This window comes from Pseudomonas sp. Irchel 3E20, from assembly GCF_900187645.1.
In the GTDB taxonomy this organism is placed as follows: Bacteria; Pseudomonadota; Gammaproteobacteria; order Pseudomonadales; family Pseudomonadaceae; genus Aquipseudomonas.
This window is the reverse complement of record NZ_FYEE01000001.1, coordinates 35078-57882: the sequence shown is the minus strand read 5'-3', so window position 1 is coordinate 57882 and position 22805 is coordinate 35078. Positions and strand designations below refer to the sequence as shown.

Genomic DNA, 22805 nt, shown 5'->3' with positions numbered 1-22805 from the left:
TATCCTCGTTTTTTCGGATGGAACAAATGATCAGGATCGAACCCTGAAAAAGACGGACCGGTCGGGTCCTGTGTGCACGCGTATATGGCCACTGAGCATGGCGTCGACTTCAGCGTCACCGGTGTCGACGCGCAAGCAGCCGGCGTCGAGGGAAATGAGCTTGTCCATCGAGGTGATCACGATGATGCTTTCGCGCCCGGTGCGGCGGATCACCTCCGCGCTGAGCTGCTGATTGCCGCGTCCGAACAAGCTGCCATGGCCGCCAAGCACGCCGACGATGATCCGTGTCTCATGGCCTTCCATCAGGCGGATCAACGCTTGCTCGTTGAGGTCGGCGCCTACCAGCGCACCGTCCATGACCGCGTCGATGCCAAGCAGCGTCGACGGCAGGCCGAGTTCTGTCATCACTCGCCGTGTCGTGGTGCCGGGCCCCAGCAGGTAAAGGCAGCCGACTTTCATCTGGCGGACGACCTGTCGGGCCACGGCGTCGAGCGCCAGGTTTTCATTGGGGACGGAACCGGTCTTGGCGTTTTGCACGAGATGACGCTCGTGCGGACTGAGCGCGTAGCCATACAGGCGCGCCGACACCTGATCAATGCGCATGGCGGCCTCATCAATGTCCATGACCTCCGCCTCGCGAAAGCGCACCTTGGACTCGCCGGCCATAACACGTGCCGCGAGGCTCCCGGCGTTCTCGGGATTGGTGGCGAAGACGGCGGAATACATTTTCACGCCCGTCGGGATACCGAGGATGGGCACTCGATCGCTGACCATTTCCAGCACATCACGCGCAGTCCCATCGCCCCCGGCGAACAGCAGCAGATCGACGGCGGCGTCTGCCATGACGAGCGCAGCCTTCCGCGTGTCTTCGGGCCGGCTCGATCCTGGTGATGGTCGATATACGACGACGGGGTCAAGACCGGCGGCGCGGGCGATGTCTTCGCCCAGCGCCCCAGCGCCGGTCATCAATCGAAATGGCGTGGCCGAGGCCGCCAGACGCTTGAGCGCTTGAGCGGCTCGTTCGCTTGAGACCGGCCGCGCGCCACGGCGAATCGCTTCCTGCAGAACCTCAGGACCATCGGTGCCCTTCAAACCCACACGCCCGCCCATGCCGGCAACAGGGTTGACAATCAGCCCGATGGTTTTGCCCTGGTTAGTGCTGAGGCGTGAAATATCGGAGTCGCGCTGCTCACGCATTGATCAGTATCCTGTGCTGAATGAAGGCGCTTCAGCGCCTGAGCAGCACACTGCCAAGACACATTGCATACGCCACGTATGTAAGTCACAATACGACATGCACAGCGTATGTCAACTCACATACGCAATGAATGTTATTTTTTTGATAAGGACGAGGACTGATGGCGCAGAAGCGTGTGGACATGATTACCGAGACCCGCGGCAAGCTGATCAAGGCGGCGCGGGACGCATTCGCTGCGAAGGGCTATGCGGACAGTTCGATGGATGATTTGACCGCTAAAGCCGGGCTGACCCGTGGCGCGCTTTACCATCACTTTGGTGACAAGAAAGGCTTGCTACAGGCCGTCATCGCCCAGATTGATGAAGAAATGGTGGCGCGACTGTCGGTCATCATCGCGAAGGCCAGCACCACCTGGGACGGCTTTATCGATGAATCCATCGCTTACATCAAGATGTCCCTGGAACCTGAAATCCAGCGCATTGTGTTCCTCGACGGCCCGTCGGTGCTGGGCGATCCATCGCAATGGCCAAGCCAGAATGCCTGTATCCGCAGCACTCAGCGCAGCATCCAAAAACTGATCGATGAAGGCACGATCCGAGCGGTCAACACCGGAGCGACAGCACGCCTGATCATGGGCGCGCTGCTCGGCGCGTCCTTGTGGATTGCCAATGCCGAGGATCCGCAAACGGCTTCCGAGCATGTAGCCGAAAGCTTCCTGGCATTGGCTTCGGGATTGCTGCTGGAGAATAAAACCGCGCGTCAGTAGCAATCAGGCAGTTCGGCGGACGTCGTTTCTGCGCAAAACGCTGCCGCTGACGAAGCCTTTGCAAAACGGGGCGAAATACTCACAAACGTCGCCCGAGAGCTTCTTCACTCACTCTGGATCGATAGCGACCCTTTGTGACAGGCAGAAACCGGCCAGAAGCAGACGCTCGTGACCGACTGCTTACGTCTGATTGTTGCACGTCAGGAATGACAGCTAATGGCCGTTTTCAGTCGGACGCGATAGGCGGAATACGGCCAGAAGGGGCCAAACCTACGTGACTCACCCCCCTCTCACCGCTATTAAGGTCAGTCAGCTTTTTTGTGTTTATGTACTTCCAGATCAGGATGTTTGGGTTTGTTTTCTTCAGTAACACGACGGCGTTGGTCCTTTTTGCCGGTGGATTCAGCGATCGGTTTGGGGCCGGGTTTGATACTCATGTGTTCAACTCCTTCGATTGATAACAGGTCTGTAAGTAAAGCCGTACGCATGGACAGTGAAGCTACGGGGCGACCAACTCGGCAAGCTTGGCCGCGATATCTGCAAACGTATCTTCAGCAGTGCTCAGGCCGCTTCTCGAACCGAGTAGAGGACTGACTTCGCGCAGCGATTCGTATGTGGTGTCGTGAATGATGGGAACCAGCAGATCCCTTGCGAGGAGCGCGGAAAGCTCTTTGTCAGCGATGCCTTCAGCTGCTAGGCGACGCAGCAAAGCAGGGGTCACCAGCACAATTCCTACTCGAGACTTCGCCAATCCCTTATCAATTTCACGCAGTAAGGAAGAGCCTAGAAGGACATCTTTCTCGCTGAACCAAACGGAAACACCGAGCGACTCGAGTACATCATGCAGCTCCTTCGCGGATCCTTTCCGGTCGTCCCAGGCGTGACAAAGAAAGACGTCACGTAGATCAGGTACTGTCGCACGCCTCTCGACATTTTCGCGTACCGGTGTGAGCGTTCTTACCTCGGCGGAGGTGTAGGCCACAGAGGATCCGGGCTTCGACCAGCGCGGCTTTGCGCTGCTGGATGAACCGCCGCTACTGCGACCACCCCCGCCATGAGACGGGGACGAATAGGATGGTGCGTAGGACGAGGATGAATACGATCGCGATCCGTACCCGCTATATCCGCTGCCACATGCGGGACACGCTGCTCTTGCGCTTGCCGAACGATGACCATGTACCGGTGCTGTACATCTAGACATGTCGTAAACCTTCCGTTTGTAGCTGCTCGCCCAAGAGATGATTAAGCAGCGGCTGTACCGAGCCATCAGCTTTTGAAAACACCGCAGCCCATCCTTATTGGCTCGAAATCAACCTGCACTTCAGATCGTGATTCCAATATGCTGGCACGAACAATAGCCCATAGCGCGAATTCCGCTAGCAGGCGTAGCGTGAATGTTCGCTAGCGGCTTCCGATACAAATGCCTCCATGGTCTAGAGCTATCTCTCATAGCGGGTAGCTCTCGACACAGGTTTCAGGCCCTTGACGTTCAACGGCCCCGCCATCGATGCCGTTGTTCAATGGAAGAACGTCAAATGATGTGAAGGGTCCCAACGCCGGTTCATCATTACACCTCCACTGCACCTCAACCTCTATCTCGTCCTCTAGTACGAGCTCAAGCTTCCCCGCGATCGGCTCACGAGCGTATGGTGGCGCTTTGAATGCACTCAGGGAGAGGCGGTATGAGCAATGAAAGCTTAAAAAGTCTGCTTGGACACGGCGTAAAGATCGTAGGGGCAGGCGTCGGTGCTGTTGTGCAGGGATTAATAAGTCCATCGGACTCAATGGCGGGGGCGGTTATTGGTGCAACACTCGGGCAGGGCTGCGCGAACGTGTTGGACGATGTAGCAGAACGTTTCATGTCTATGAAAGAAAAAGAGCGAGTGGGCGGTGTCGCTGCGATCGCTATTAGTGAGATTAAAGAGCGTTTGCTGTGGGAAGAACCGCGTTCAGACGGTTTCTTTGACAAAAGTGAAAATGGGCCTTCGCCTGCTGAAGAGGTTTTCGAGGGAGTGCTGCTAGCTGCGAAGCAGGAGCATGAACAGCAAAAATTGCCTTATCTCGCCAATTTTTACTCAGGTCTGGTTTTCTATCCCTCGGTGTCGAAGGCGCAGGCCAATTTCCTACTGAGCCTGGCGGAAAGCATGACCTATCGCCAGCTTGTGATCCTAAGCTTGGTAGAACAGATCAATTCTTTCAAAACACGCGACCGCCCCTGGCAGGTTCGCGAACCCATGCATCCGAACTCCCATAGCATCAGCATAGAGGCATTGGTTTTGTACCAACAGCAACTCATCGTCAGCTATAACGTCAATGCGGGTCGCGGCGATAACGTGTATGAACCAGGACTCGTCATTCCAGCCAGATCAATGATTTCGGGGCCGGGCGTGACCCTCTGCCATCTAATGGGGCTACATAAAATCCCCAAACAAGAGTTAGAAGTCCTCGCAAGTGAGTGGTAATTGTTAAAGATGGAGGAGGCGGCATGAACTACGACGTAATATGGGAGCTGCTTAAAGCCGTTTTTTCCAAAGAAGCTGTTTCAGCCGTCGTCGGTGCTGCGATCGCTGGATGGTTTGGCTTTAAGGCGACAGAACGTGCGCACGCGTTTGCGCTCGCTAAAGTAGCTGAAGAGGACGCACGGACCACGAAACAGACGCTGGAACTATTAATGGTTGAAGTCACAACTGCCTTGAAGATCTTTGATGAAGAATACGCAGGAGATCTTGAAGCCTTAAGCGAGGGTGAACCCTATATTGTCCAGTTTCCAATAGGTGAGAACACCTTCGTTATTTATGATGCCGCACCTACGTGCCTAGCGAACTTATCTCCAGAAATTTCTTCCACGCTTGTTCGTCTTTACATGCGAATGAAAGGCGTGATTGCAATGATAAAGTCTAATAATGAAGACACCGCACGGGCTCATGCCGCGGCTAGAATGGAATTATTAAGGATGGGAAATGTTGCGTTTATGGAGGCTGACGTGCTGTACGAGCAATTAGTTAGAGCGGCAGCGGAAAACTTATTAATGGGCTCCACCGCTGATGCCATGAAAGGATTAGCGGTAGAAGTTCGAGACCTTCACAGGAAACTGTTGGGGCATGTTTACGGACAGCCTTGCTTAGTCCAGTAAACGGCGGCTTAGCCACCCGCCCAACCCAAGAGCAGTTTAAGCGCGCACGGAGCCTCATTCTTTTCGCCTTTTCCGCCTAGGATCCAAACGTCAGTTCGGTGTCGTTTGCTGCCTTTCCTATTGACTGCTACTGGCCGATTTCAGCCTGTCGCGAAGGGCAGAAACCGGCCAATAGACGAATTTCGAACGAGCCTATGAAATTGGGGGCGATTTACAGCTCTCCGTGGCCCGATGCCTACATGCTGACTGTTTCGTTGGTGTAGGATGGGCGCAGCGGCATTCTTCATTGTATCTATGGAGGGGCAATGGCCTCGAAACTTTTCAAACATCAAGACTCCATTACACTGGCATTTTCGTTACTTGCAATTGTTATTTCTGGCTTGAGTTTTTATTATTCAGTTAGAGAGGTTGATTCTGTAGTAGTTAGAGCGGTCAGTTTTGCAGAGTCGAGCGCAGCGAAGGTTGGTACCGATGTAGAGCTTGTATTCTCAAACGGTGGAAATTTACCTTATCTTATTAGCAAGATAGAAATTAAAACCTACCATGGGGTTACTGACGGAGGGTATTTTCCATCCCTATTGGATGAAAGGTTTGCCGAGGTGCCTTTTGTTTTAGATAAAGGCGCAATGAAAATGTTGAGGTTGACTGTGCCCCTGACTGAATCGTTACTCGACAGCAACAGAAACATCCCTGTTCATCTCGTTGCAAAAGTTACAGCTGTAGATGTGCATGGTCAGCTCCGAAAAGTTGAAGCTTGGTATGGATCATTCTGTTTGGAATCTGAAACTATAACCCAAGACATTATTAGGAGGGACATGGTTTCCATAAGTGATAGCAGAATTGGTTCTTCGCCGGATTTTAATACTGATCCTTGTATTGAGGTTTCACAAACCACTAGAATAAAAGCGAATCGCCACTAGTCTCGGAGACTGTCAGAATGACTGCTTTTGGCCGATTGCTGTCCTCCTCGAAAGGGCGTTATGGGTCGAGTGTCACCGGTCAAGCCTGAGGCGCCTGTCGACCCAATGCGGACATTCGCAACACACCCCCTACCCTCATGAGGCTGCGACTGAGTTAGCGGCGGACCACGCGAAACAATGACAGAGAGATGAATACCGCTCTGTCAGCTTTGCGTCCATCCGTGCTGATCATTGCCGTGTGCGCGGTCGCTGCCCTTGAAGTGCCCGGCATCACACTGCTCTTGGATTTAGGCCGGAGCTCCCTTGGATAACTACTGGTGTTGTTCTTGAGCACTACAGCTGACGCCGAGCTGGATGACGGCGAGGAGAAGGCTGGTTTTTCACCCTTTTCCCGTATCTGGAGGCCGGTGTTAGAACCTGAAGGTGAGCCAGTAGCTTTTTCGGGTAGGGCCAGGGCCTGTTCCCCTTAAACGCCTTCCCTTGACCCTTTCTCCCCCAAGCTCTTTTCCCCATGCCGCGATGTGCATAGCAGTCCCGCGACATAGCCGCATGGTCACGGCTTGGGAGGGAGGTTCGCCACGCCGCGATTGAGCAAGTCGAGCAGGACGATTTCGCGGGACTGTTGTGCTTGCGCTAGGCCAACCAAGGAGTTTGCCGCTTCGCGTGCAAGGCGACGTGCCAAGACCCGCTGTTGGCTGGAGATGACACGACCTTCAGGGCGCCCGTGAACGTAGGTGCATCGCATGTCGTAAAGGTCCAGATACTCCTTCGCTGCGCCCGGCTCGACTATGGCGGCACTCAGTCTTGCCGCAACCCTGCGTGTCGCCGATTCATCGTGATTATCGCCTGCCAGTCGCAGCTTGCGCCTGTGGTCTGCCTCAGCTCCAAACGCGGCCTCAATCATGATGAGGTGAGCCATCACTTCATCGATGCCATAGGAAAGGAACGCACGGACAAGGAAGTGCTCCACCGGAGTTGAGAACAGTTCCGACGCCTGGGTACGCGCTGCTTGCAGCAGCGCCCACCTAGTTTCCAGCGCCTGCCGCACATCCTCGGCGGTTGCCCAGGTTCGCAGCCACAGCGGGCGTTCGGATTCTTCCCACTCTTCGTGGTCCACTTGATGAGCGTATGGCTCCCACGACAGCTGCTCTGGGAGCGGCGGCGGAGGTGGGAACGCACACAGGTCATTGTCGAGGGTGTATACCCAAGGCAGCCGGAAACCCCGCCAGTCCACCTCGGTCATCTCGGCCCAGTCTTCCCATGGCGCCAGCAGCAAGAAGAACAGCGCGCGCTCTACCGCCGCGGGGAAGCGCCCACTGTGGGGAACAATCTCGCCCAGATCCTTTCCGAAGGGGAAGTCCAGCCAGGAGAACTGGCGATTGCCCGATTCGCCTTGAACCGAGATGTCTTCCTCTACGACCATCCAATGAAACTGGGACAGGCGCTGAGTATCCAGCCGTATTCCGGGATAACAGCGCTCTAAGCGGGGCGCATTGAACAAAATCTCAAGTTCGGCAGCTGTGAATCGACCTATCCGGGCATTGCCAAACTGAAAGGACGGGAGCTCATCGGCCATATCAAGCGGGCATAGATATCGCCGCCTAGTGGTGGTTCGTTGAAACTCGTGAGCCAACGCGGCGGCCACCTTGTCCATGTCGGGCCTGGGCTGGTTGAGCAGATGGGGGGTGCTGCATGGTAGACCCAGCGACCTAAGCGCATTGCCGATGGAGGCCTCCAGCCCGAAGGTGGATTTTCCGCTGCGGTAACGCTTGGTGAGCAATTCCTTCAGAGCGACGAACTCCCGGCTGCTCCAGAGGTTCTGTGGGCCGGGTGGCGGGATGTCCCATAGCGCTTGAAGGGCAGCAACAAGAGATTTATCTGTGGACATGAGTGGCTCGGCCTCCTTGGCATGTCAGTTCAAATGATCCCTGAAGGAGGTTACCTTAGCAATCAGCTGCCGCTTTTTGCGGTTACACGCGCGCTGCCAGCTTTGCTAAGTAGATGTCTCCAGGCATGCATGGGAAAAAGAAACTTCAGGAAGAAGCGATGATTTGTATTGAATGTGTCACTCCGGAAACTCTCAAGAAGCTGTTCGATGCGCACAGTCAGGAAGCTGAATGCAAATATTGCCAGCGCCGTGGGACGGCTATTGAGGCCCATGTTCTATTTGAATACGTCTATGCCCGGGTTAGCGAGAATATTGCCCGTAAGGAGGATCTCTCGGAATACGAGCTCAGCATGATGTATGGGGCCAGGGTTGAACTGTTCCCCATTGCAGAAATAGACATTGTTCTCTCGGAATGGTTGGATCTCGGAAATGAATCATATTTCGACGATTTGCGTAGCGGCGTTCCCTCCGAATTCAATCTAGATGATGTCGGCGACACTACGCACTTTTATGGCGAAGATGACGCGATGGAGGTGAACTCCTACGAAGGTCTTTGGGACCAGTTCGTTGAGGGTGTGCTGTACACGCACCGTTTCTTCAACGCGAATGCCGGAAAATTTCTCGACTCGGTTTTCTCTATGTTGGTCGCCGATGACGAAGGACTTAAGCCTGAAGCCATCCGGACCATAGTAAATGGCGACTTGATGTACCGTGCGCGTCTTGCTAAAGGCTTCAGCGAAGCAGAGAAAATAATCAATGATCCCGCTGGTCAATTCGGCCCAACTCCGAGGTTCATGGCAAGCAGTCAAAGGATGACGCCGAACGGAATCTCCGCTCTGTATTGCGCGCTGGAGCGAGAGACCTGTCTGAGCGAAATCCGCTCCATCACCGGGGATCACGTGGTGAGCGCAGCGCTGACTCCAGTCGCCGAACTGAAGCTCCTTGACCTCACGGCCCTAGACCAGGTTGAACCCCCGGATCTGTCGCTCCTGGACGTGGGGTTTCGTGATGCACTACACCGCAAGGTATTCTTGGGCTCACTTGTCAAAAAGATGTCCAGGCCAAAGGCTCGTAATGATGAGCTGAGCTATCTTTCGACCCAGGTGGTGTTCGAGTACTTACGGCTGCGCTTTGGCAAGCAGGTCGACGGTCTGGTCTTCCCATCCGTGCAGACGGGCGAGACGGGTACCAACGTAGTCTTGTTCCCCGAGGCAAGCCGCCTTGCCTATGTACCGCCGCCGGAGGCCGATGCTGAAAGACTTGGCGACGAAAAGCCTCCCGTTGTGGTCGAGGTCGAATTGGACAATCCGTTTAAGCCACCTACAAAGGTAATTGTTGTGCACGACTCAATTCGGTATCACAAGGTAACGGCTATTGAGACCCAGGCCCGCGAGTATCGCCATATCTACGATATCTTCATGAGCGACGAGACACGCAAGCGGCTGAACTTGGACTAGGACGCAATGCTTCTCTGCAAAGGCACTGGCGTTGAGGCCAGTGCCTGATGGACGTGCTTTTGGCCGATAGCTGCTGTGACCAACGGCGGCTATGGTCGATATCTGCTCGTTGTGAGTGTCTGTGAATCGCCCCGAACTTCTTATAGAGTCAGCGGCGCCTTAGGCCGATTTCTACCTGCCCCCAACGGCCACTCAGGGTCGGGACTCGCCTATGAATGAGGGGGGCGGGTCGTTGGTTGGGTTATGCCTATAACTGCCGTAGTCACATTATGGCGTCTGTGATGCCTTGATCATTCGCGTCCAGCGTTTCCATGGCGGAAACTGCGTTATCGGCGACGCATCTCACTCCATACTCAGAGAGCCACCTTGTCACCTCTTCAATGGCCGCACTAATGGCGTGCTGATTGTGCAGTAGAAGTGTGAGCGCGTCCGCGGTGGCAATATTGGCTTCAGACTTATCTGGCATGAATATCGGCCTTGAGGAACTGGTGCAGAAAAGACTAGCTCACCTTGCCGCTGGCGTACTTCTCCAGATCCGCTGACACCAGCGTGCTTCCACTGACTCGACCACCCAGTCGTAATCCACCTAACCAGACATTTGCGCCGGATTTGACCTGTACCCTCAGCAACCATGACCGTCAGTGAACGGCCAAAAGCGGCCGTCGGGTGTCTGCGAAACTAGGGGCGATTCATGTGAATTCTCAGAGGCTGACTGCGCATTCACAGGTGGTTTCAGTCGATGTCAATGAACTACTTCTTGGATTGCCGGCTCAATGTGAGTTTTCCAGCGGCTGACGAGAGGACTACAGGTAATGTGGAACATTAGCCAGCATGCGTAGATGCATGGGGCGCTGTAGCAGTTGCTAGCAGTTAGCTTTCCGTGAGCCATTTCATGTCTCAGCATAGGCCCGCCCTTTAAGTTGAACAGCAGATGGAACATGTAAGTGATGTCCTTGCCAAAAGCCTGTTCAAGTTCCTCTTTGCGGTTTGAGTACATTTGGCTGAGTGACTGAGCTTCTTGAGTCAAGTCAACATTGAGCTTTGCGGTTCTGGAGCCCCGGTTAGTAAGCACGTATCGGAGAGAGTTTTCCAACTGAGGAATGAGCGCGTGCACAGCCGACACCATGTCCCCTTGAATCATTCGTGCGAAACCCAGTGCGAAAATTGCCTCGTGCCCTGGTGGTACAAACGCGCTGTGGTAAACGAGCGGCTCCAGATGTCTCTCGTCGATACACTCATTTTGAGTCATTGTGATGCAGGCGGGTTTAACGAAAGCCTCGGTTTCAACATGGTAGTGGAATCCAACCTCTGTCAGACTTTCATGGTCGAACCACTCTTCAGAAGGTTTGTCTCCGAAACCAGCTGATGGTGATTGAGCAATCATCTTCCCTTCTTGGTCGGAGTAGCTTTTTCCCATGCTTGAAGATAGGAAGTATTTATTTTTCTTCTGAAGACAGTTTTTATGCAGGAAGATTTTTTCTGGTGGTCTCGCAGCGAATGCTAATCGGTATAGCATTTCGTGAACCTCCAAGCCCTCGAAACCCTCAATCGTTGCTTGGCGTGCGTCGGTTAAATCTACAGGTATGCTGAACTCGCCTAATTCAGACAACGAATCTTCCTCATATTCCTGCAGTTCGAGTTTCAGCTCATTAATACGCTCAGTCATGCCCCCAATAGATCTGAGCTCCCCAATTGCATCTCTTGTCCATGACGCTTTCGCCATAGCTGAGCCAATTGCATCTCGCATTCTCAGCGTTTGCTCAACGGCCTTAACACTGCACTGGGTCGAAGCATCCTTGTCGCCGACTTTTGAATATGCGTAAGCGGCATGAAGCCAGACTTTTTTTACCGCTTCAGCATATTGTTTATCTTTAGCGGCGTTGGCCATTGATACAGCGTCCTTAGCTATATCTACCCATTCAAGTAAGCCAAAGTTTTGGCCAAGGGAAGAGAGTCTATGAAATGCAATTAGGTTAAGCTTGTCTTTTGCAATGTCATATGCCTTGGTAAAAGTCTCTCTTGCTTCGATAGGAATTGACTTCCTTTTACCGGTGGATGCATATATTGCAAATGCTCGCTCAATTAAGTCTACGACTTTGGATGGGACTTCGAAATCTGACTCATATTGGTACAGTAAACTCCCAGCAAAAAATGATTCCACCGCATCAAGATACGATCTGGACGCGAGCTCGGCCATGTTGTGGAGCTTTCGACTGGTGTGCCAACAGCTATCTGCGATACGTGCTCGGAGCAGTGGATGGTCAATGCGCTCTGCAACATACGTTAAGGCATCCTGCTGCTCACCTAAGTAATCACTCGGTATTAGCGACCTCCGACCATCCATGATCATCTGAGGACTAAATGCATCAGTGCGGTTTGGATTGAAGTGGTAGCTGCAAATAACAGCCAGCACGCTGTATGCCCTCACCGCAGCGGCATCACCTGACGCTTTGGCAGCTTGCGTCGCCTCCTGGAAAACCTGTTCCAGTGTATGGAAGTGGAGGCTATTGCTCATAACCAAGATGGACGACGGGTTGATGTGTTCAAGGTCATCAATGGTCGCTATGTCCATCAGCGTTTCGTCCTGATCGCCCACGTCCTTATCCCCGCGAATTTTTTGATGAAGTCAGCTTATCTCAAATTGGGATGATGGCCTGGAGCCGCGCGAGGTTTGTATGAAATCCATGGGGAATGCAAGTCGGTAGTGCCGAGGCTGGAGTCATCGGAGCCCAGCGTAGAATCCAATCCGTCAGCCCAACAAATCTTCGATCAGGCACCAAGCGCTTTACCCGTGGTTAGCTTTCGCTTAGGGCATTTTAGGGCAAAACAACGACCGCTTTTGGCCGGCTCTGCCGGTGTCCAAGGGCGGCAATGGGTCGTTTCAGTCCTCCGCGACAGGCTGAAGTCGGCCATAGGCGGAAGCTTCTGATCGCCTGCTTTCGACCAATAGGCTGCCCTTCGTCGAGTGCAATGTCATAATGCCGCCCATGGACGATGACCGACCCGTGGAGGGAATGAGTGACTAATTTCGTATTTTCACGTAGAGCAATGCAAGCTCGCATCAATGACCTTGCGAAAACCCTTAGCCCCACTCAGCTCACGGCAATCATCAACAGACTCAACGCTACGGACGCCACCCGACTTCATGTAATGTGGGAATTAGTAATATTGCATGGGCTCTCCCAGGCGGGACACCTCAACCACGAGCAGGCGTTGCCAAATGGACGTTGCCCTGACATCCGCTGGACGATAGATAAGCAAGATGGCGGCGCACTAACGATCATCGGTGATATCACCACAATATCAGATGATGGGCTTGATGCTCAGAACCCACTTAAATATATCAGTGAAGAAATTTTCCGAATTGCATCTAAGTTTGGATTGCGCCCCGGAAATTTTTGGATAGATGTACGTGGAAAAATCACAGGGCCGCGCAATAGAAGCAAAATGCGCCTGATGCTACCTGAAAAATCTGATATGAGTAGTTTCATCAAAACAGAGCTTGAACCATGGGTTTATAGCATCAGAGAAGCTCCCACAATAAAATCCAGATTTGATCGTACCGAAAACAACACCAACCTTAAAATCATCTACGATCCGAATTGGGAGAATGGTGGTGGCAGCCATACTAGCTACACTGTAGCTACGTCAAAAAATATCAACCCTTTATTCAGTGCGCTCAAAGGGAAAGTTAAACAGCTAAATGGCGCGCCAGATGACTCCTTTCGTATTGTCATCGTCTGTGATGGCGGTTGCGATTTAATTAGAATCGGAAATCGAGGAAAATCACATTATACCTATAGCGCGCGAGAAGTCGCAGAAGATTTTCTTCGTCAGAATAGTAGTATTGATGCTGTGCTGTTAGTTGCCATAGATGCGCCGCATCCTCCATTCGGTAGTCCACCAGAATATCAGATGAGCTACGAGCTAATCTGTGCTCCTCTTTTGGCTCGCTCTCACCGAGCCACGAATGAATCAATCGAATCATTGACCGCAGCGTTGCATGTCGCGTTACCAAACTTGCCGAGGCCATTACGTCCCGCCTATCATTCTGCATCGCTGCTGAAAACACCAGGCGTTGGATACGATCAACTAGGAAGATATTCTATGCAAGGCAATAAGATCACAATCTCATCTAGAGGGCTGCTTCGACTTCTCGCAGGGGAGATATCTACTGAAGAGTTCATTCGAGCACACGGATGGGACGAACCTACGAACCACGCAAACCCATTTGCCAGTAATCTTAAAAATGGATTTATGATCAGCAACCTTGACGTAACTGGTGATATGAACTCCGATGACGATAAGATCACTATAACAGTAGATAAATTTGACGTGGCCGCAGCTCCTTTCATTTTTCCGAGCAAAGATAAAGGGGGCAATATATAACAGTCGAACTTTATCGAGCGGGGCTCACTCCAGCAAACTCAAATGTGGGCGCATTTTTGTCGTCAGGCGAGTGACCAGTTCTGGCCGATTGCTGCCTTTCACAGCATGATCACCGGTCAGCAATCAACAAACCAGTTGTAAAAATGGTATCCCGCGCTAACCGACACAGCACATGTGCCCAGCGTCAATAGAGGCCATTGTCCTTCGACACCAAGCCACCACTGTACCTTGAACAGAATAGCTCCCACAAACACGCAGGCCAGAACACCAAGAGCCAGGCCAACCACAGCGAACAGTCGAGTGGCCAACCCTGGATTCCCACCATGCCAGTTCTCACTAAGGCAAAAGGGACAGTGATTCGACGAAGGCGAATAGCCCCAGAATCCACGGCTGTACGTCGTTCTCGGAACCATCCCTTTGCCGCAGTTGTGACAGGTAACCATCGAGTGTCTCATACCGCACCTCAGCTCAAATCGTCCCAAATGAGCCCATGGTGCGCTACCGCGGAAAAAACCCAACTGCTTAACCTGACATCTACCCAGCACCCGGTCTGAGCTGGCCATCAAACCCTCTTGGCCAGATAACCGAGATTATGTTGTACACGACCGACTCTATTGAATGCTCCCTGGTGGTTGACTGGCCTCGCCCGGTCGAAAAAGATAATTCAGGACGCCAGTTCAGCTCCTCAAATATCCGCTCATCGGAAATACGTGCACGGGGGCATCTATGGGGGCACATAATAATAAATCTAAAAATAAATCTATTTTAAACAATAGTTTATTTATAGATTTTAAATCCCCCCGGCTCCACCATTTGATCAACTAAAGACGTCCACGGACGTCTTTTTTTGTGCCTGCGAACCAGCAAACACGCGGCCTCCAGCGCTTTCTCGGTCTTTTGAGATTTTTTGAGTTCCAGCCATTCGGGTATTCCAGACGGTATTCCACCCAAGCCACTGCGGACAGTACGAGTTTGCACTTGGTAAAGAGACGCTGCGCTTGTTGGTCGACTGTCCATCACCTGCTTCGCAGCTGATGGGCCAATCACCCACCACTCTTGACCACCCACCCAGGTCGCCCAAGTTAGACTTCAAGCGGGGAATTTAGAGTTCCCCTTAGCGTTCATCGACGTCATATCGCGTCTGGTTACTCAGCAGCTAGGCTACTGCTGGATTCCAGGTGAGCCAACAGGCCCTTGGTAGAGATACTTTTGGAAGCCGTAGAACACATCCTTGATCAGTTCTGGCTTGCCCAGGTCGGCGATGGCATCGGCAATGGCGTTGTTGTACTTAAGCTTGAGGAGCGGCGACAGCTTTTCCGGCTCAAGCTCCTCCACACCTTCCTTCACGTAATGAGCCAGCACAAAGTCAATAAACACTTCCTGTTTGTCGCTGAAGTGGCCATGGAGGGTGCTTCGTGCCTTGATTGCACGTTCTTCCCGAGTGACAGGGTCAATGTCGAAGGCGACATAGGTCAGCACATCAAAAATATCGCTGTTCTCTGCGTCAATGATGCTTTGCATCTCGGCTAGCACCTCTTTGTTGAAGCCTCTCTCAGCCAGCCCCTGCATGAAAGCTTTACGCGTATCTGGCCCGCTCCAGATAGAGCGCAGTTCATCTTCGTCTTTGAAGAAGTCTGGAAGGCTTCCGAATAGACTTTCCAGAAACTGCGCGGCAGACATTGGCTTGCCATCGGCGCTGAGGAACAAGGTCGCCATCATGTTCTTGATGCGGCGCACCGAGCCATTGCTTAACCTGATCTCTATCACCTCTGGTCGCGGCTCTACCGGGGGTTTGGGAGGCTTCTCTACCCCGCCCCCATCGTCACCCTCCTCATTACCACCAGATTTGCCACCCCCCTTAGGCGTGGGCTCTTCCGGCTCGCCATCCCAGGTAGGGTCGCTGAAGTGATGGTGGGCCTTTACGAAGTCGAAGATAGTGAAGTAGTCCTTGCCGTCGAAGAGGCGTGTTCCGCGACCAATGATCTGCTTGAACTCGATCATGTTTTTTACTGGGCGCATCAATACGATATTGCGCACGTTACGCGCATCCACGCCGGTTGAGAGTTTCCTTGAAGTGGTCAGGATGGTGGGGATGGTCATCTCGTTATCTTGAAACGTCCGTAGGTACTCTTCGCCGCGAGCGCCATCATCGGCGGTCACACGCACGCAATAGTCGGGTTCGGAGCTTTTCTTCCGTTGATTAATCAGGTTCCGAACTTCGAGCGCGTGCTCTTGTGTCGCGCAGAACACCAGCGTTTTTTCCTTCGGATTAATCATGTCCATGAATAACTTAACGCGATACGCCTCTCGCTCCGGAATTTTGATGATGCGGTTGAAATCGTCCTCGACATAGCGTCTTCCTGGTTCCACATCGCCCTTCACCACCACACCATCACCTGGGACATGGACGTATTCGTCCAGCGTTGTAGCAATCTGTCTGACCTTGAACGGGGTCAGGAAGCCGTCGTTGATGCCTTCCTTGAGCGAGTACACGTAAACCGGCTCGCCAAAGTAGGTATAGGTATTAACGTTGACATCGCGTTTGGGTGTGGCGGTCAGGCCAAGCTGCACGGCTGGCGAGAAATAGTCGAGAATGCCTCGCCAGCTACCTTCATCGTTAGCACCGCCACGGTGGCACTCGTCGATAATGATGAAATCGAAGAAGTCCGCTGGATATTCGCCGAAGTAAGGGGTGTCATTCGGCCCGCTCATGAAAGTCTGGAAGATGGTGAAGAAAATGCTGCCATTCTTCGGCACCTTTCCGTTCTTACGAATATCCGATGGGTCTATACGAACCAGCGCATCTTCAGGAAAGGCGGAAAATGAATTGTAGGCCTGATTAGCCAGAATGTTGCGGTCAGCGAGGAAAAGTATACGAGGCCGGCGCTGAGCGTCTCGCTGGAGGCTCCAACGACTTTTGAACAGCTTCCAGGCGAGCTGGAACGCAATGAAGGTCTTGCCCGTGCCAGTAGCTAGGGTTAGGAGGATACGCTGCTGCTCTGCGGCGATGGCCTCCAGCACCCGGTTGATCGCGATATCCTGATAGTAGCGAGCGCCCCAGGTACCAGCCTTGTCCTCGAATGGTATAGCAGCGAAGCGCTCGCGCCATTCGTTGTGCTCGGCAAAAGTCAGGTTCCATAGCTCTTCTGGGCTGGGGAATTTGTCGACATCGCCTTCAACTCCCGTCTGCATGTCAATGCCGTAAAGAACCTGACCATTGGTGGAGTAGGTAAAGCGCACTGCCAGCTTTTTTGCATAGCCCTTGGCCTGCGCAACGCCTTCGGTGTAGTGCTTATCCCAGGCCTTGGCCTCAATCACCCCCAGCTTGGTGTTGCGATAGACAAGCACGTAGTCGGCAATATCGGCAATGCCACGCTTACCTGCGCCCTGAATGCGACCCTGGGTAATCTGAAACTCACGATGAACGCGGCTTCCCTCGACTACGCCCCACCCTGCATCTCGCAAGGCTGGGTCAATGTGTTCGGCGCGGGTTTCAGCTTCGTTCATCATCTGTTTCCTTACAGGTTGCCGCTAAATGCCTGATGCAAATAGGATTTTTTCAGGTTATTAAGAGCGGTAAGTTTTAATTTATAGATAGATTCGAGACTTTGGCTTTCTTCAAGGACGGCATCTAGCATTCCAACAATATGCTTTTGCTCTGCAATGGGAGGCAACGAAATCCCTAACCCCTTGATCATGCCTATCTTCAAAAACTTTGTCCCCGCACCAACAGACTGATTTTTAAAAAGTTTTAGACTTTTCAGCATTTGGTAGTACAGGAAGCGGTAAAGCAGCTTTCTCTCGTCGGTAATAGTTATCACATACGTTCGCTGGTAAGCATTAAACTTACCGCTGTAGTGTTTGACGTTAAAGTCACCAACGGCATTGTTACCTGCTAGCAAAATCGCCTCACAATCAAAGGCGTAATGGTCGATTGAATATATTTCTTTTGCACAAGTAAAGAACGGATAGAGGCCGCCTTCAGATGCTGCATTCGCGTCAAGCTTTCCTGTCTTGATAGTGACGTGGTCGCCCAATTCCCCCCTTTCTCCTGTCACAGCACTGAGAGTGCTGTCAAAAAGATCACGTGCATTTTTTAAATTTTTTTCTGCATTGGCATGGGCCTTGGCTATACCGTCAAAAGATTGGTCTAGGATGGCTACAATGCGCTGCTGCTCAGCTATTGGTGGTACGGGCAGCGAAACCTCTTTCAGCTTTCCGCCTGATAGCTCCTTAAATGTTGCGCCAGTGCCAAGGTCGTTCAGCAGAGCAACGTTGTTCATTAGGTAGTAATAAAGAAACTTGTGGTCGAGCCCCTCGCGCGGCACCAAACCTTTGCAACCCTGGTTGGTAGCCATGGGCACGGTGTTGATAGCCAAGTGACCGATAGGCGCCCGGGAGGAAAGGATGACTGAGTGCCGGGGTAAGAGGCGAGCAGAACTATTCTGTATACCTTCATCGGTGATTGTTCGCTCTGTTTGAGCGATATAAGGCGTACGCCTCTTTCCCATTTCAGCTGGAGTGATCCACTGATGCACCCCATCCCAATATCCTGCAACACCAGTCTTAGGCGTCCCACCGTTGATCACTTCACATGCATCACCAATGCTTTTCAGTTGCCACGCAGCTTTCACAGCAGTCTCCTGATATTCGCCAGCACTTCCGCACTCTCTGCATCCAGCGCCACAATCTCCGCCATTATGTCCTGTGGGCTGCGATGCGAGACCTCATCGCCCTCATCAGGATTTTTTACAGAAAGATCGTAGGTCGACTGGTCGATGCTAGCGACGTCCAGATTCCAGCTCTTTGGCGAGCCTGCAAAGTCCTTCTGTAGCTCTACAAATTCAGCCAAATCGGCATCATTGAGTGGATTGGTCTTACCCATATTTCGGCCAGGATCAAGCTGGTAGTACCAGACCTTGCGTGTTGGTGAGCCCTTTTGGAAGAAAAGCACCACAGTTTTTACACCCGCCCCTAGGAAGGTGCCGCCAGGGCAATCGAGTACGGTGTGCAGGTTACAGCTTTCAAGAAGCAGTTTACGCAAGCTCACTGCGGCGTTGTCACTATTACTGAGGAAAGTATTCTTGATGACCACGGCCCCCTGGCCGCCTGCCTTTAAAATTTTGATGAAGTGTTGGAGAAATAGAAAAGCTGTTTCTCCGGTCTTGATCGGGAAATTCTGCTGTACCTCTTTGCGCTCCTTGCCGCCGAACGGCGGATTGGCCAGTACAATGTCGAAGCGATCCTTGTCCTGAATATCGCTCAGGTTTTCGGCTAGGGTGTTGGTGTGGACTATGTTTGGAGCTTCGATACCATGCAAAATCATGTTCATAATGGCAATCACATAGGCGAGGCTCTTTTTCTCTTTACCGTAGAAGGTATATTTCTGCAGGGTTTCCCGCTGAGTAGTGGTTAACTTCCTTTTTGGGTCGCTCAGGTAGTCGAAGGCTTCGCAGAGGAAGCCGGCGGAGCCTACCGCGCCATCATAAATACGCTGCCCGATTTGCGGGTTAATTACTTGGATCATGGCGCGAATCAGTGGGCGCGGAGTGTAGTATTCGCCACCGTTACGTCCCGCGTTGCCCATGTTCTTGATTTTGACTTCATAGAGGTGCGAGAGCTCGTGCTTCTCGGACTGCGAGCGGAAGCGCAGGCCATCAATGATCTCCAGCACTTCACGCAAGTTATAGCCACTCTGGATGCGGTTTTTGATCTCGCCGAAAATTTCGCCAATTTTGTACTGAATGGTATCCGGGCCGCTGGCCTTCTGCTTAAAGCCATGCAGATAGGGGAATAGCTTGTTGTTGACGAACTCCTTGAGGTCATCCCCCGTCAGGGTGCGGTTGTGGTCGATCTCACCCTTTTCATTCTTCGGCGCAGCCCAGCGTTCCCAACGGTATTCGGGGTCGAGGATATAGAGGTAATACTTGCCCTCCAGCTCAGCCTCCATCGCTTTATCCTGCTCCAGGGCATCGAGGTACTTGAGAAACAACAGCCAGGAGCTTTGCTCGGTATAGTCCAGTTCACTGGTACAACCGGCATCCTTGTGGAGGATGTCGTCGATGTTCTTGAAGGCTTGCTCAAACATGAGGGGTTCTGTCCCTGAAGGTGGCGCGGCTGGAAGGTATACAGCCCATCATTATGCGGTTTTGAGTATGCAGATGCATGCGGATAGACCTCTTGTATGTAGATTTACTTACCCAAACTTCCCGCTCCGCATGGAACCCACTCCTCGGCACCAACGTGCATAAAATTAATTTAAATGCGGCCCTAGTCAGTGATTATCAAACAGCCCAGCAGCGTTAAGCTTGTATGCCAAGACCTTCACCTAACAAATAAAACACTATATATCAATGAGCTATTGATCACGTTCAAACGACCCCGGCCCATTTTGCCTTCCCAGAAAGACCCAGAAAAGCCGTAAAGCCTAGAGAAATCAAAGCCTTATGGCTTTTTTCTTGCCCGCGTTTTCCCACCTGATGCCAGGGCATCCCACGGTTGACGAGGGCATATATGGGGGCATAAAACGCTCATCAGCTCGCTCGGAGAGCGATGTGCCCCCAATGCCCCTGAAAGACACCAACTGCCGCAACGCAAAGCCTCAGGACAAGCCCTATGGCTGTATGACGAACAGAGCTTGTACCTGGAAGTGCATCCCAACGCAGGCCGTTACTGGCGCTTGAAGTACTGCTTTCTGGGAAAGGAAAAACACCTGGCTCTTAGCGTTTATCCCGAGGCTGGCTTGCGGGATGCTCGGCGCCAGCGCGATGACGCTTGTGTTCAGCCGACGGCCAAGATTCCATCGCTCATGACGCCGCCAAACAGGCCAGGCACGACTTCACAGGCATGCTCGGCAGTTAGCACGGTGTTGATCTCTATCACTCTTTGCCAAAGCCAAACAATGAACTCAGCCCGCGTGCCGGCTTTCGTTCATAGAAGGGTGCGGTTTGCTTGAGGAAGTAATCGCTAAGGCCTGGTTCCCCTTCGTGAACGTGACAGAGGTCAACGGGTTCGCCAGCCGAAACGGCATCCCCGGCAACGGTGCCGGCTTCGCGCATGACCCGTTCAATATCTCCGTCCGCTTCAATACCAATAACCAGATGAGGATTTTGACCAGACGATGGTTCGTGCATCAACGCCAGGAACGCACGCTTTACGTTGCGATGTTTGGCGAACAATTGTGTGAGCGAGTTGACCATCTTCGACGGATATTGCGACGGCTGTCCGAGCAGCACTTGGGTGTCTGTTTCGACCGTGTGCGGTACCGGCTTTTGGCCAATCTCGCCGGAGAGCAGAAGGCGTACTTCCTGGGGGGAAAACGCTTTCCCGCAGGGAGACTTTGGATTGAGGAAAAGAGGGGTGCCCAGTGTGACTTCAAAAAACGATCTGGCCGAGATCTCCAAGTAGGAGTCTTCGCTATCTATGCATCTTTGTAGTGCTTGCAGCGAAGAAAAAAACGGGATAACCACAGAGCCGTCAGGCTTTTGCCATTGCGCGATACTGATGTTGCTATTCGCCTCGAGGTGAACTTGACCTTCGCCAGTGCCGGCAGTGCCAACGACGTAGATAGTGGAATTCAACAGAGCCCTGAAAAAGTCAGGTCGATGGGCCGGTTCATCTGTCGCCAGCCTGAGTAATTTTTCGAGGAGGTTTTCTTGCTTGGTATCCATGATGTCCATCGGCAGTCCCAACAAAACAGACAAAAAGTGAGAGGCGCAGAGCGCACAGTTTTCCATACGGCTGTGAAAACAGGAAGAACCGCAGGGTAACAAATCGGAAGCATACGCAGAGCACCCTGAACGGTTTTCCAAGGAGAGCACTACCTTATCAGTGCTGCTCCGACCAACACCCGTTAATGCCCGCAGGTGGTTGATGGGTTCTGGCCTTGCCGAGGAACGATAAACTCAGGCCGCCAGTTTAACTCCTTAAGTACGCTCATCGGAAATACGTGGGCGCGGAAACTTTCATAGAAATCCAACAATAAAGTCATTTAAAGAAGTTACTTACAGATGATTCTTTAATTCCCTCAACAAAACTAAACAAACCATATAATCAGGCACTTAGCGCTCATCGAAACCTGCCAGTTTTATGGCGTAGGCAAACAGCAGCACGGCACATCACTCCTGCGCGAAGTAATCACTGTCGAGCTGTTTCACTTCGTACACCTGTTTAACGCTCACGCCCAGGTTGTTCTCCACCATCAGTTGCGCCAGTTCAACGCCGTCAATCAGTACCACTTTGATATCCAGCCCCAGCGCTGCGGTGCGGGCGCCGTCGGAGAACTCCGAGGTGGTGATGAATACGCCCTTGCGTGCACGCTGGCGGGTCAGTGCGCCGATAAACTTGTCGATCTCCGGACGATGCACCGTGTAGGTCCAGCGCTTGGCCTGCAGGTAGATCACGTCGAGGCCGAGTCTGTCTTCTTTGATGATGCCGTCGATCCCATCATCGTTGGTCGCCTGGGTCGCTTTGCCGGCCTCCCTGCGTGAGCCGCCATAACCCATGGCGATCATCAGATCGACCACTAACTGTTCAAAAAAACTGGATGGGGCTGCTAGCACGTGTGCCAGTAGCTCGTCTGCGAGGGACTGCACCAGCGCCTGATGCGCCTCGGCCAACTGCTCGTCCGGTGTGGTTTGGGCCATGTCGGCGCTCAGCACGGCGGGAGCATCGACCGATTGCGGCTTCGCCGTGTGAAAGTGCGCAAATTCGGGGAAGCGCTTCAACCAGCCCACCGTGATGCGCTGCGGAGCATTGGCCAAGGCATCGAGGCCGCGCGGGGTGATCTGCACCATGCCCTTGGTGGGAATGCACAGCAGCCCCGCTTTGTTCAAATAGGTGCGAGCCCAGCCCACACGGTTGTTGATGATCGTCTGATGGCCGGAGGGTAGGCGTTCCTTGCGTTCTTCCTCGCTCAGTTGGAACTGATCGGCCACCCGCTCGCGCAACTCATTGAGCGGCAGCGGCGCACCGTTCTGCACGGCAGCCAGCACCGGCCGCATCACGCTTTGAAAATCCGGAATTGCAATCGTTACTCCCTAACCTTGTTTCCGC

Annotated in this window: 18 protein-coding genes; 7 read left to right on the top strand and 11 right to left on the bottom strand. The window is 52.8% G+C overall.

Annotated features, from left to right (window positions below; translation table 11 throughout):
• Positions 1–30 precede the first annotated feature (30 nt).
• Complete coding sequence (locus tag CKW13_RS00215) at positions 31–1197, bottom strand: ATP-NAD kinase family protein (protein WP_095105815.1); 1167 nt, start codon at positions 1195–1197, stop codon at positions 31–33.
• A 161-nt stretch (positions 1198–1358) separates the two neighbouring features.
• On the opposite strand from CKW13_RS00215, the gene CKW13_RS00210 reads away from it, so the two are divergent.
• On the top strand, positions 1359–1964 hold the full coding sequence (locus CKW13_RS00210) for a TetR/AcrR family transcriptional regulator (RefSeq protein ID WP_095105812.1): 606 nt from the start codon (positions 1359–1361) through the stop codon (positions 1962–1964).
• Between the two features lie 305 nt (positions 1965–2269).
• On the opposite strand, the gene CKW13_RS24635 is transcribed toward CKW13_RS00210, so the two are convergent.
• Positions 2270–2401 carry a hypothetical protein gene (locus CKW13_RS24635; protein ID WP_256576481.1) on the bottom strand — a complete coding sequence of 44 codons (132 nt, stop codon included), beginning with the start codon at positions 2399–2401 and terminating at the stop codon, positions 2270–2272.
• A 62-nt stretch (positions 2402–2463) separates the two neighbouring features.
• The gene (locus CKW13_RS00205) at positions 2464–2946 is read right to left on the bottom strand and encodes a toll/interleukin-1 receptor domain-containing protein (protein ID WP_017337404.1); all 483 of its coding nucleotides are present in this window, start codon (positions 2944–2946) and stop codon (positions 2464–2466) included.
• A 700-nt stretch (positions 2947–3646) separates the two neighbouring features.
• Between CKW13_RS00205 and CKW13_RS00200 the strand changes: the two genes are divergently transcribed.
• The 3 genes from CKW13_RS00200 to CKW13_RS24105 all read left to right on the top strand — a co-directional run bounded on the left by CKW13_RS00200 (position 3647) and on the right by CKW13_RS24105 (position 6017).
• Positions 3647–4426: a hypothetical protein gene (locus tag CKW13_RS00200; RefSeq protein WP_095105809.1), complete on the top strand. Its 780-nt coding sequence runs from the start codon at positions 3647–3649 to the stop codon at positions 4424–4426.
• Between the two features lie 23 nt (positions 4427–4449).
• The gene (locus CKW13_RS00195; protein WP_095105806.1) at positions 4450–5097 is read left to right on the top strand and encodes a hypothetical protein; all 648 of its coding nucleotides are present in this window, start codon (positions 4450–4452) and stop codon (positions 5095–5097) included.
• Positions 5098–5402: 305 nt separating this feature from the next.
• On the top strand, positions 5403–6017 hold the full coding sequence (locus CKW13_RS24105) for a hypothetical protein (protein WP_141233933.1): 615 nt from the start codon (positions 5403–5405) through the stop codon (positions 6015–6017).
• Positions 6018–6570: 553 nt separating this feature from the next.
• Here CKW13_RS24105 and CKW13_RS00190 read toward each other — a convergent pair.
• Positions 6571–7905 (bottom strand): hypothetical protein, encoded by a 1335-nt coding sequence (locus CKW13_RS00190; protein WP_095105804.1) that lies wholly within the window; start codon positions 7903–7905, stop codon positions 6571–6573.
• 158 nt (positions 7906–8063) lie between these two features.
• Here CKW13_RS00190 and CKW13_RS00185 point away from each other — a divergent pair, with 158 nt between their 5' ends.
• Entirely contained in the window at positions 8064–9362 is a 1299-nt protein-coding gene (locus CKW13_RS00185) for an RES family NAD+ phosphorylase (RefSeq protein WP_095105801.1), read from the top strand.
• Between the two features lie 262 nt (positions 9363–9624).
• Here the strand turns inward: CKW13_RS00185 and CKW13_RS24630 are convergent, their stop codons facing one another.
• A complete protein-coding gene (locus CKW13_RS24630) occupies positions 9625–9828 on the bottom strand; it encodes a hypothetical protein (RefSeq protein ID WP_095105798.1) in 204 nt (67 codons plus the stop codon).
• Between the two features lie 276 nt (positions 9829–10104).
• Positions 10105–11958: a DUF4209 domain-containing protein gene (locus CKW13_RS00175; RefSeq protein ID WP_256576480.1), complete on the bottom strand. Its 1854-nt coding sequence runs from the start codon at positions 11956–11958 to the stop codon at positions 10105–10107.
• A gap of 422 nt (positions 11959–12380) precedes the next feature.
• On the opposite strand from CKW13_RS00175, the gene CKW13_RS00170 reads away from it, so the two are divergent.
• On the top strand, positions 12381–13751 hold the full coding sequence (locus CKW13_RS00170; protein WP_256576479.1) for a hypothetical protein: 1371 nt from the start codon (positions 12381–12383) through the stop codon (positions 13749–13751).
• Positions 13752–14912: 1161 nt separating this feature from the next.
• On the opposite strand, the gene hsdR is transcribed toward CKW13_RS00170, so the two are convergent.
• From hsdR to CKW13_RS00155, 3 genes are read right to left on the bottom strand one after another with little or no spacing between them, the layout of a single operon-like run.
• Positions 14913–17258, bottom strand: coding sequence for an EcoAI/FtnUII family type I restriction enzme subunit R (gene hsdR / locus CKW13_RS00165; RefSeq protein WP_095106988.1), 2346 nt, complete (start codon positions 17256–17258; stop codon positions 14913–14915).
• Between the two features lie 11 nt (positions 17259–17269).
• A complete protein-coding gene (locus tag CKW13_RS24370) occupies positions 17270–18385 on the bottom strand; it encodes a restriction endonuclease subunit S (protein ID WP_176465018.1) in 1116 nt (371 codons plus the stop codon).
• Positions 18382–19839: an N-6 DNA methylase gene (locus CKW13_RS00155; RefSeq protein WP_095105792.1), complete on the bottom strand. Its 1458-nt coding sequence runs from the start codon at positions 19837–19839 to the stop codon at positions 18382–18384. The genes CKW13_RS24370 and CKW13_RS00155 overlap by 4 nt, the downstream gene beginning before the upstream one ends.
• A gap of 561 nt (positions 19840–20400) precedes the next feature.
• Between CKW13_RS00155 and CKW13_RS24900 the strand changes: the two genes are divergently transcribed.
• Positions 20401–20706: an Arm DNA-binding domain-containing protein gene (locus tag CKW13_RS24900; RefSeq protein ID WP_371856209.1), complete on the top strand. Its 306-nt coding sequence runs from the start codon at positions 20401–20403 to the stop codon at positions 20704–20706.
• Here CKW13_RS24900 and CKW13_RS00145 read toward each other — a convergent pair.
• Together CKW13_RS00145 and CKW13_RS00140 are read right to left on the bottom strand one after the other, a co-directional pair.
• The gene (locus CKW13_RS00145) at positions 20630–21430 is read right to left on the bottom strand and encodes an enhanced serine sensitivity protein SseB C-terminal domain-containing protein (RefSeq protein WP_218192041.1); all 801 of its coding nucleotides are present in this window, start codon (positions 21428–21430) and stop codon (positions 20630–20632) included. The genes CKW13_RS24900 and CKW13_RS00145 overlap by 77 nt on opposite strands.
• Before the next feature lie 438 nt (positions 21431–21868).
• Positions 21869–22753 carry a restriction endonuclease gene (locus CKW13_RS00140; RefSeq protein ID WP_256576494.1) on the bottom strand — a complete coding sequence of 295 codons (885 nt, stop codon included), beginning with the start codon at positions 22751–22753 and terminating at the stop codon, positions 21869–21871.
• Positions 22754–22805 lie beyond the last annotated feature (52 nt).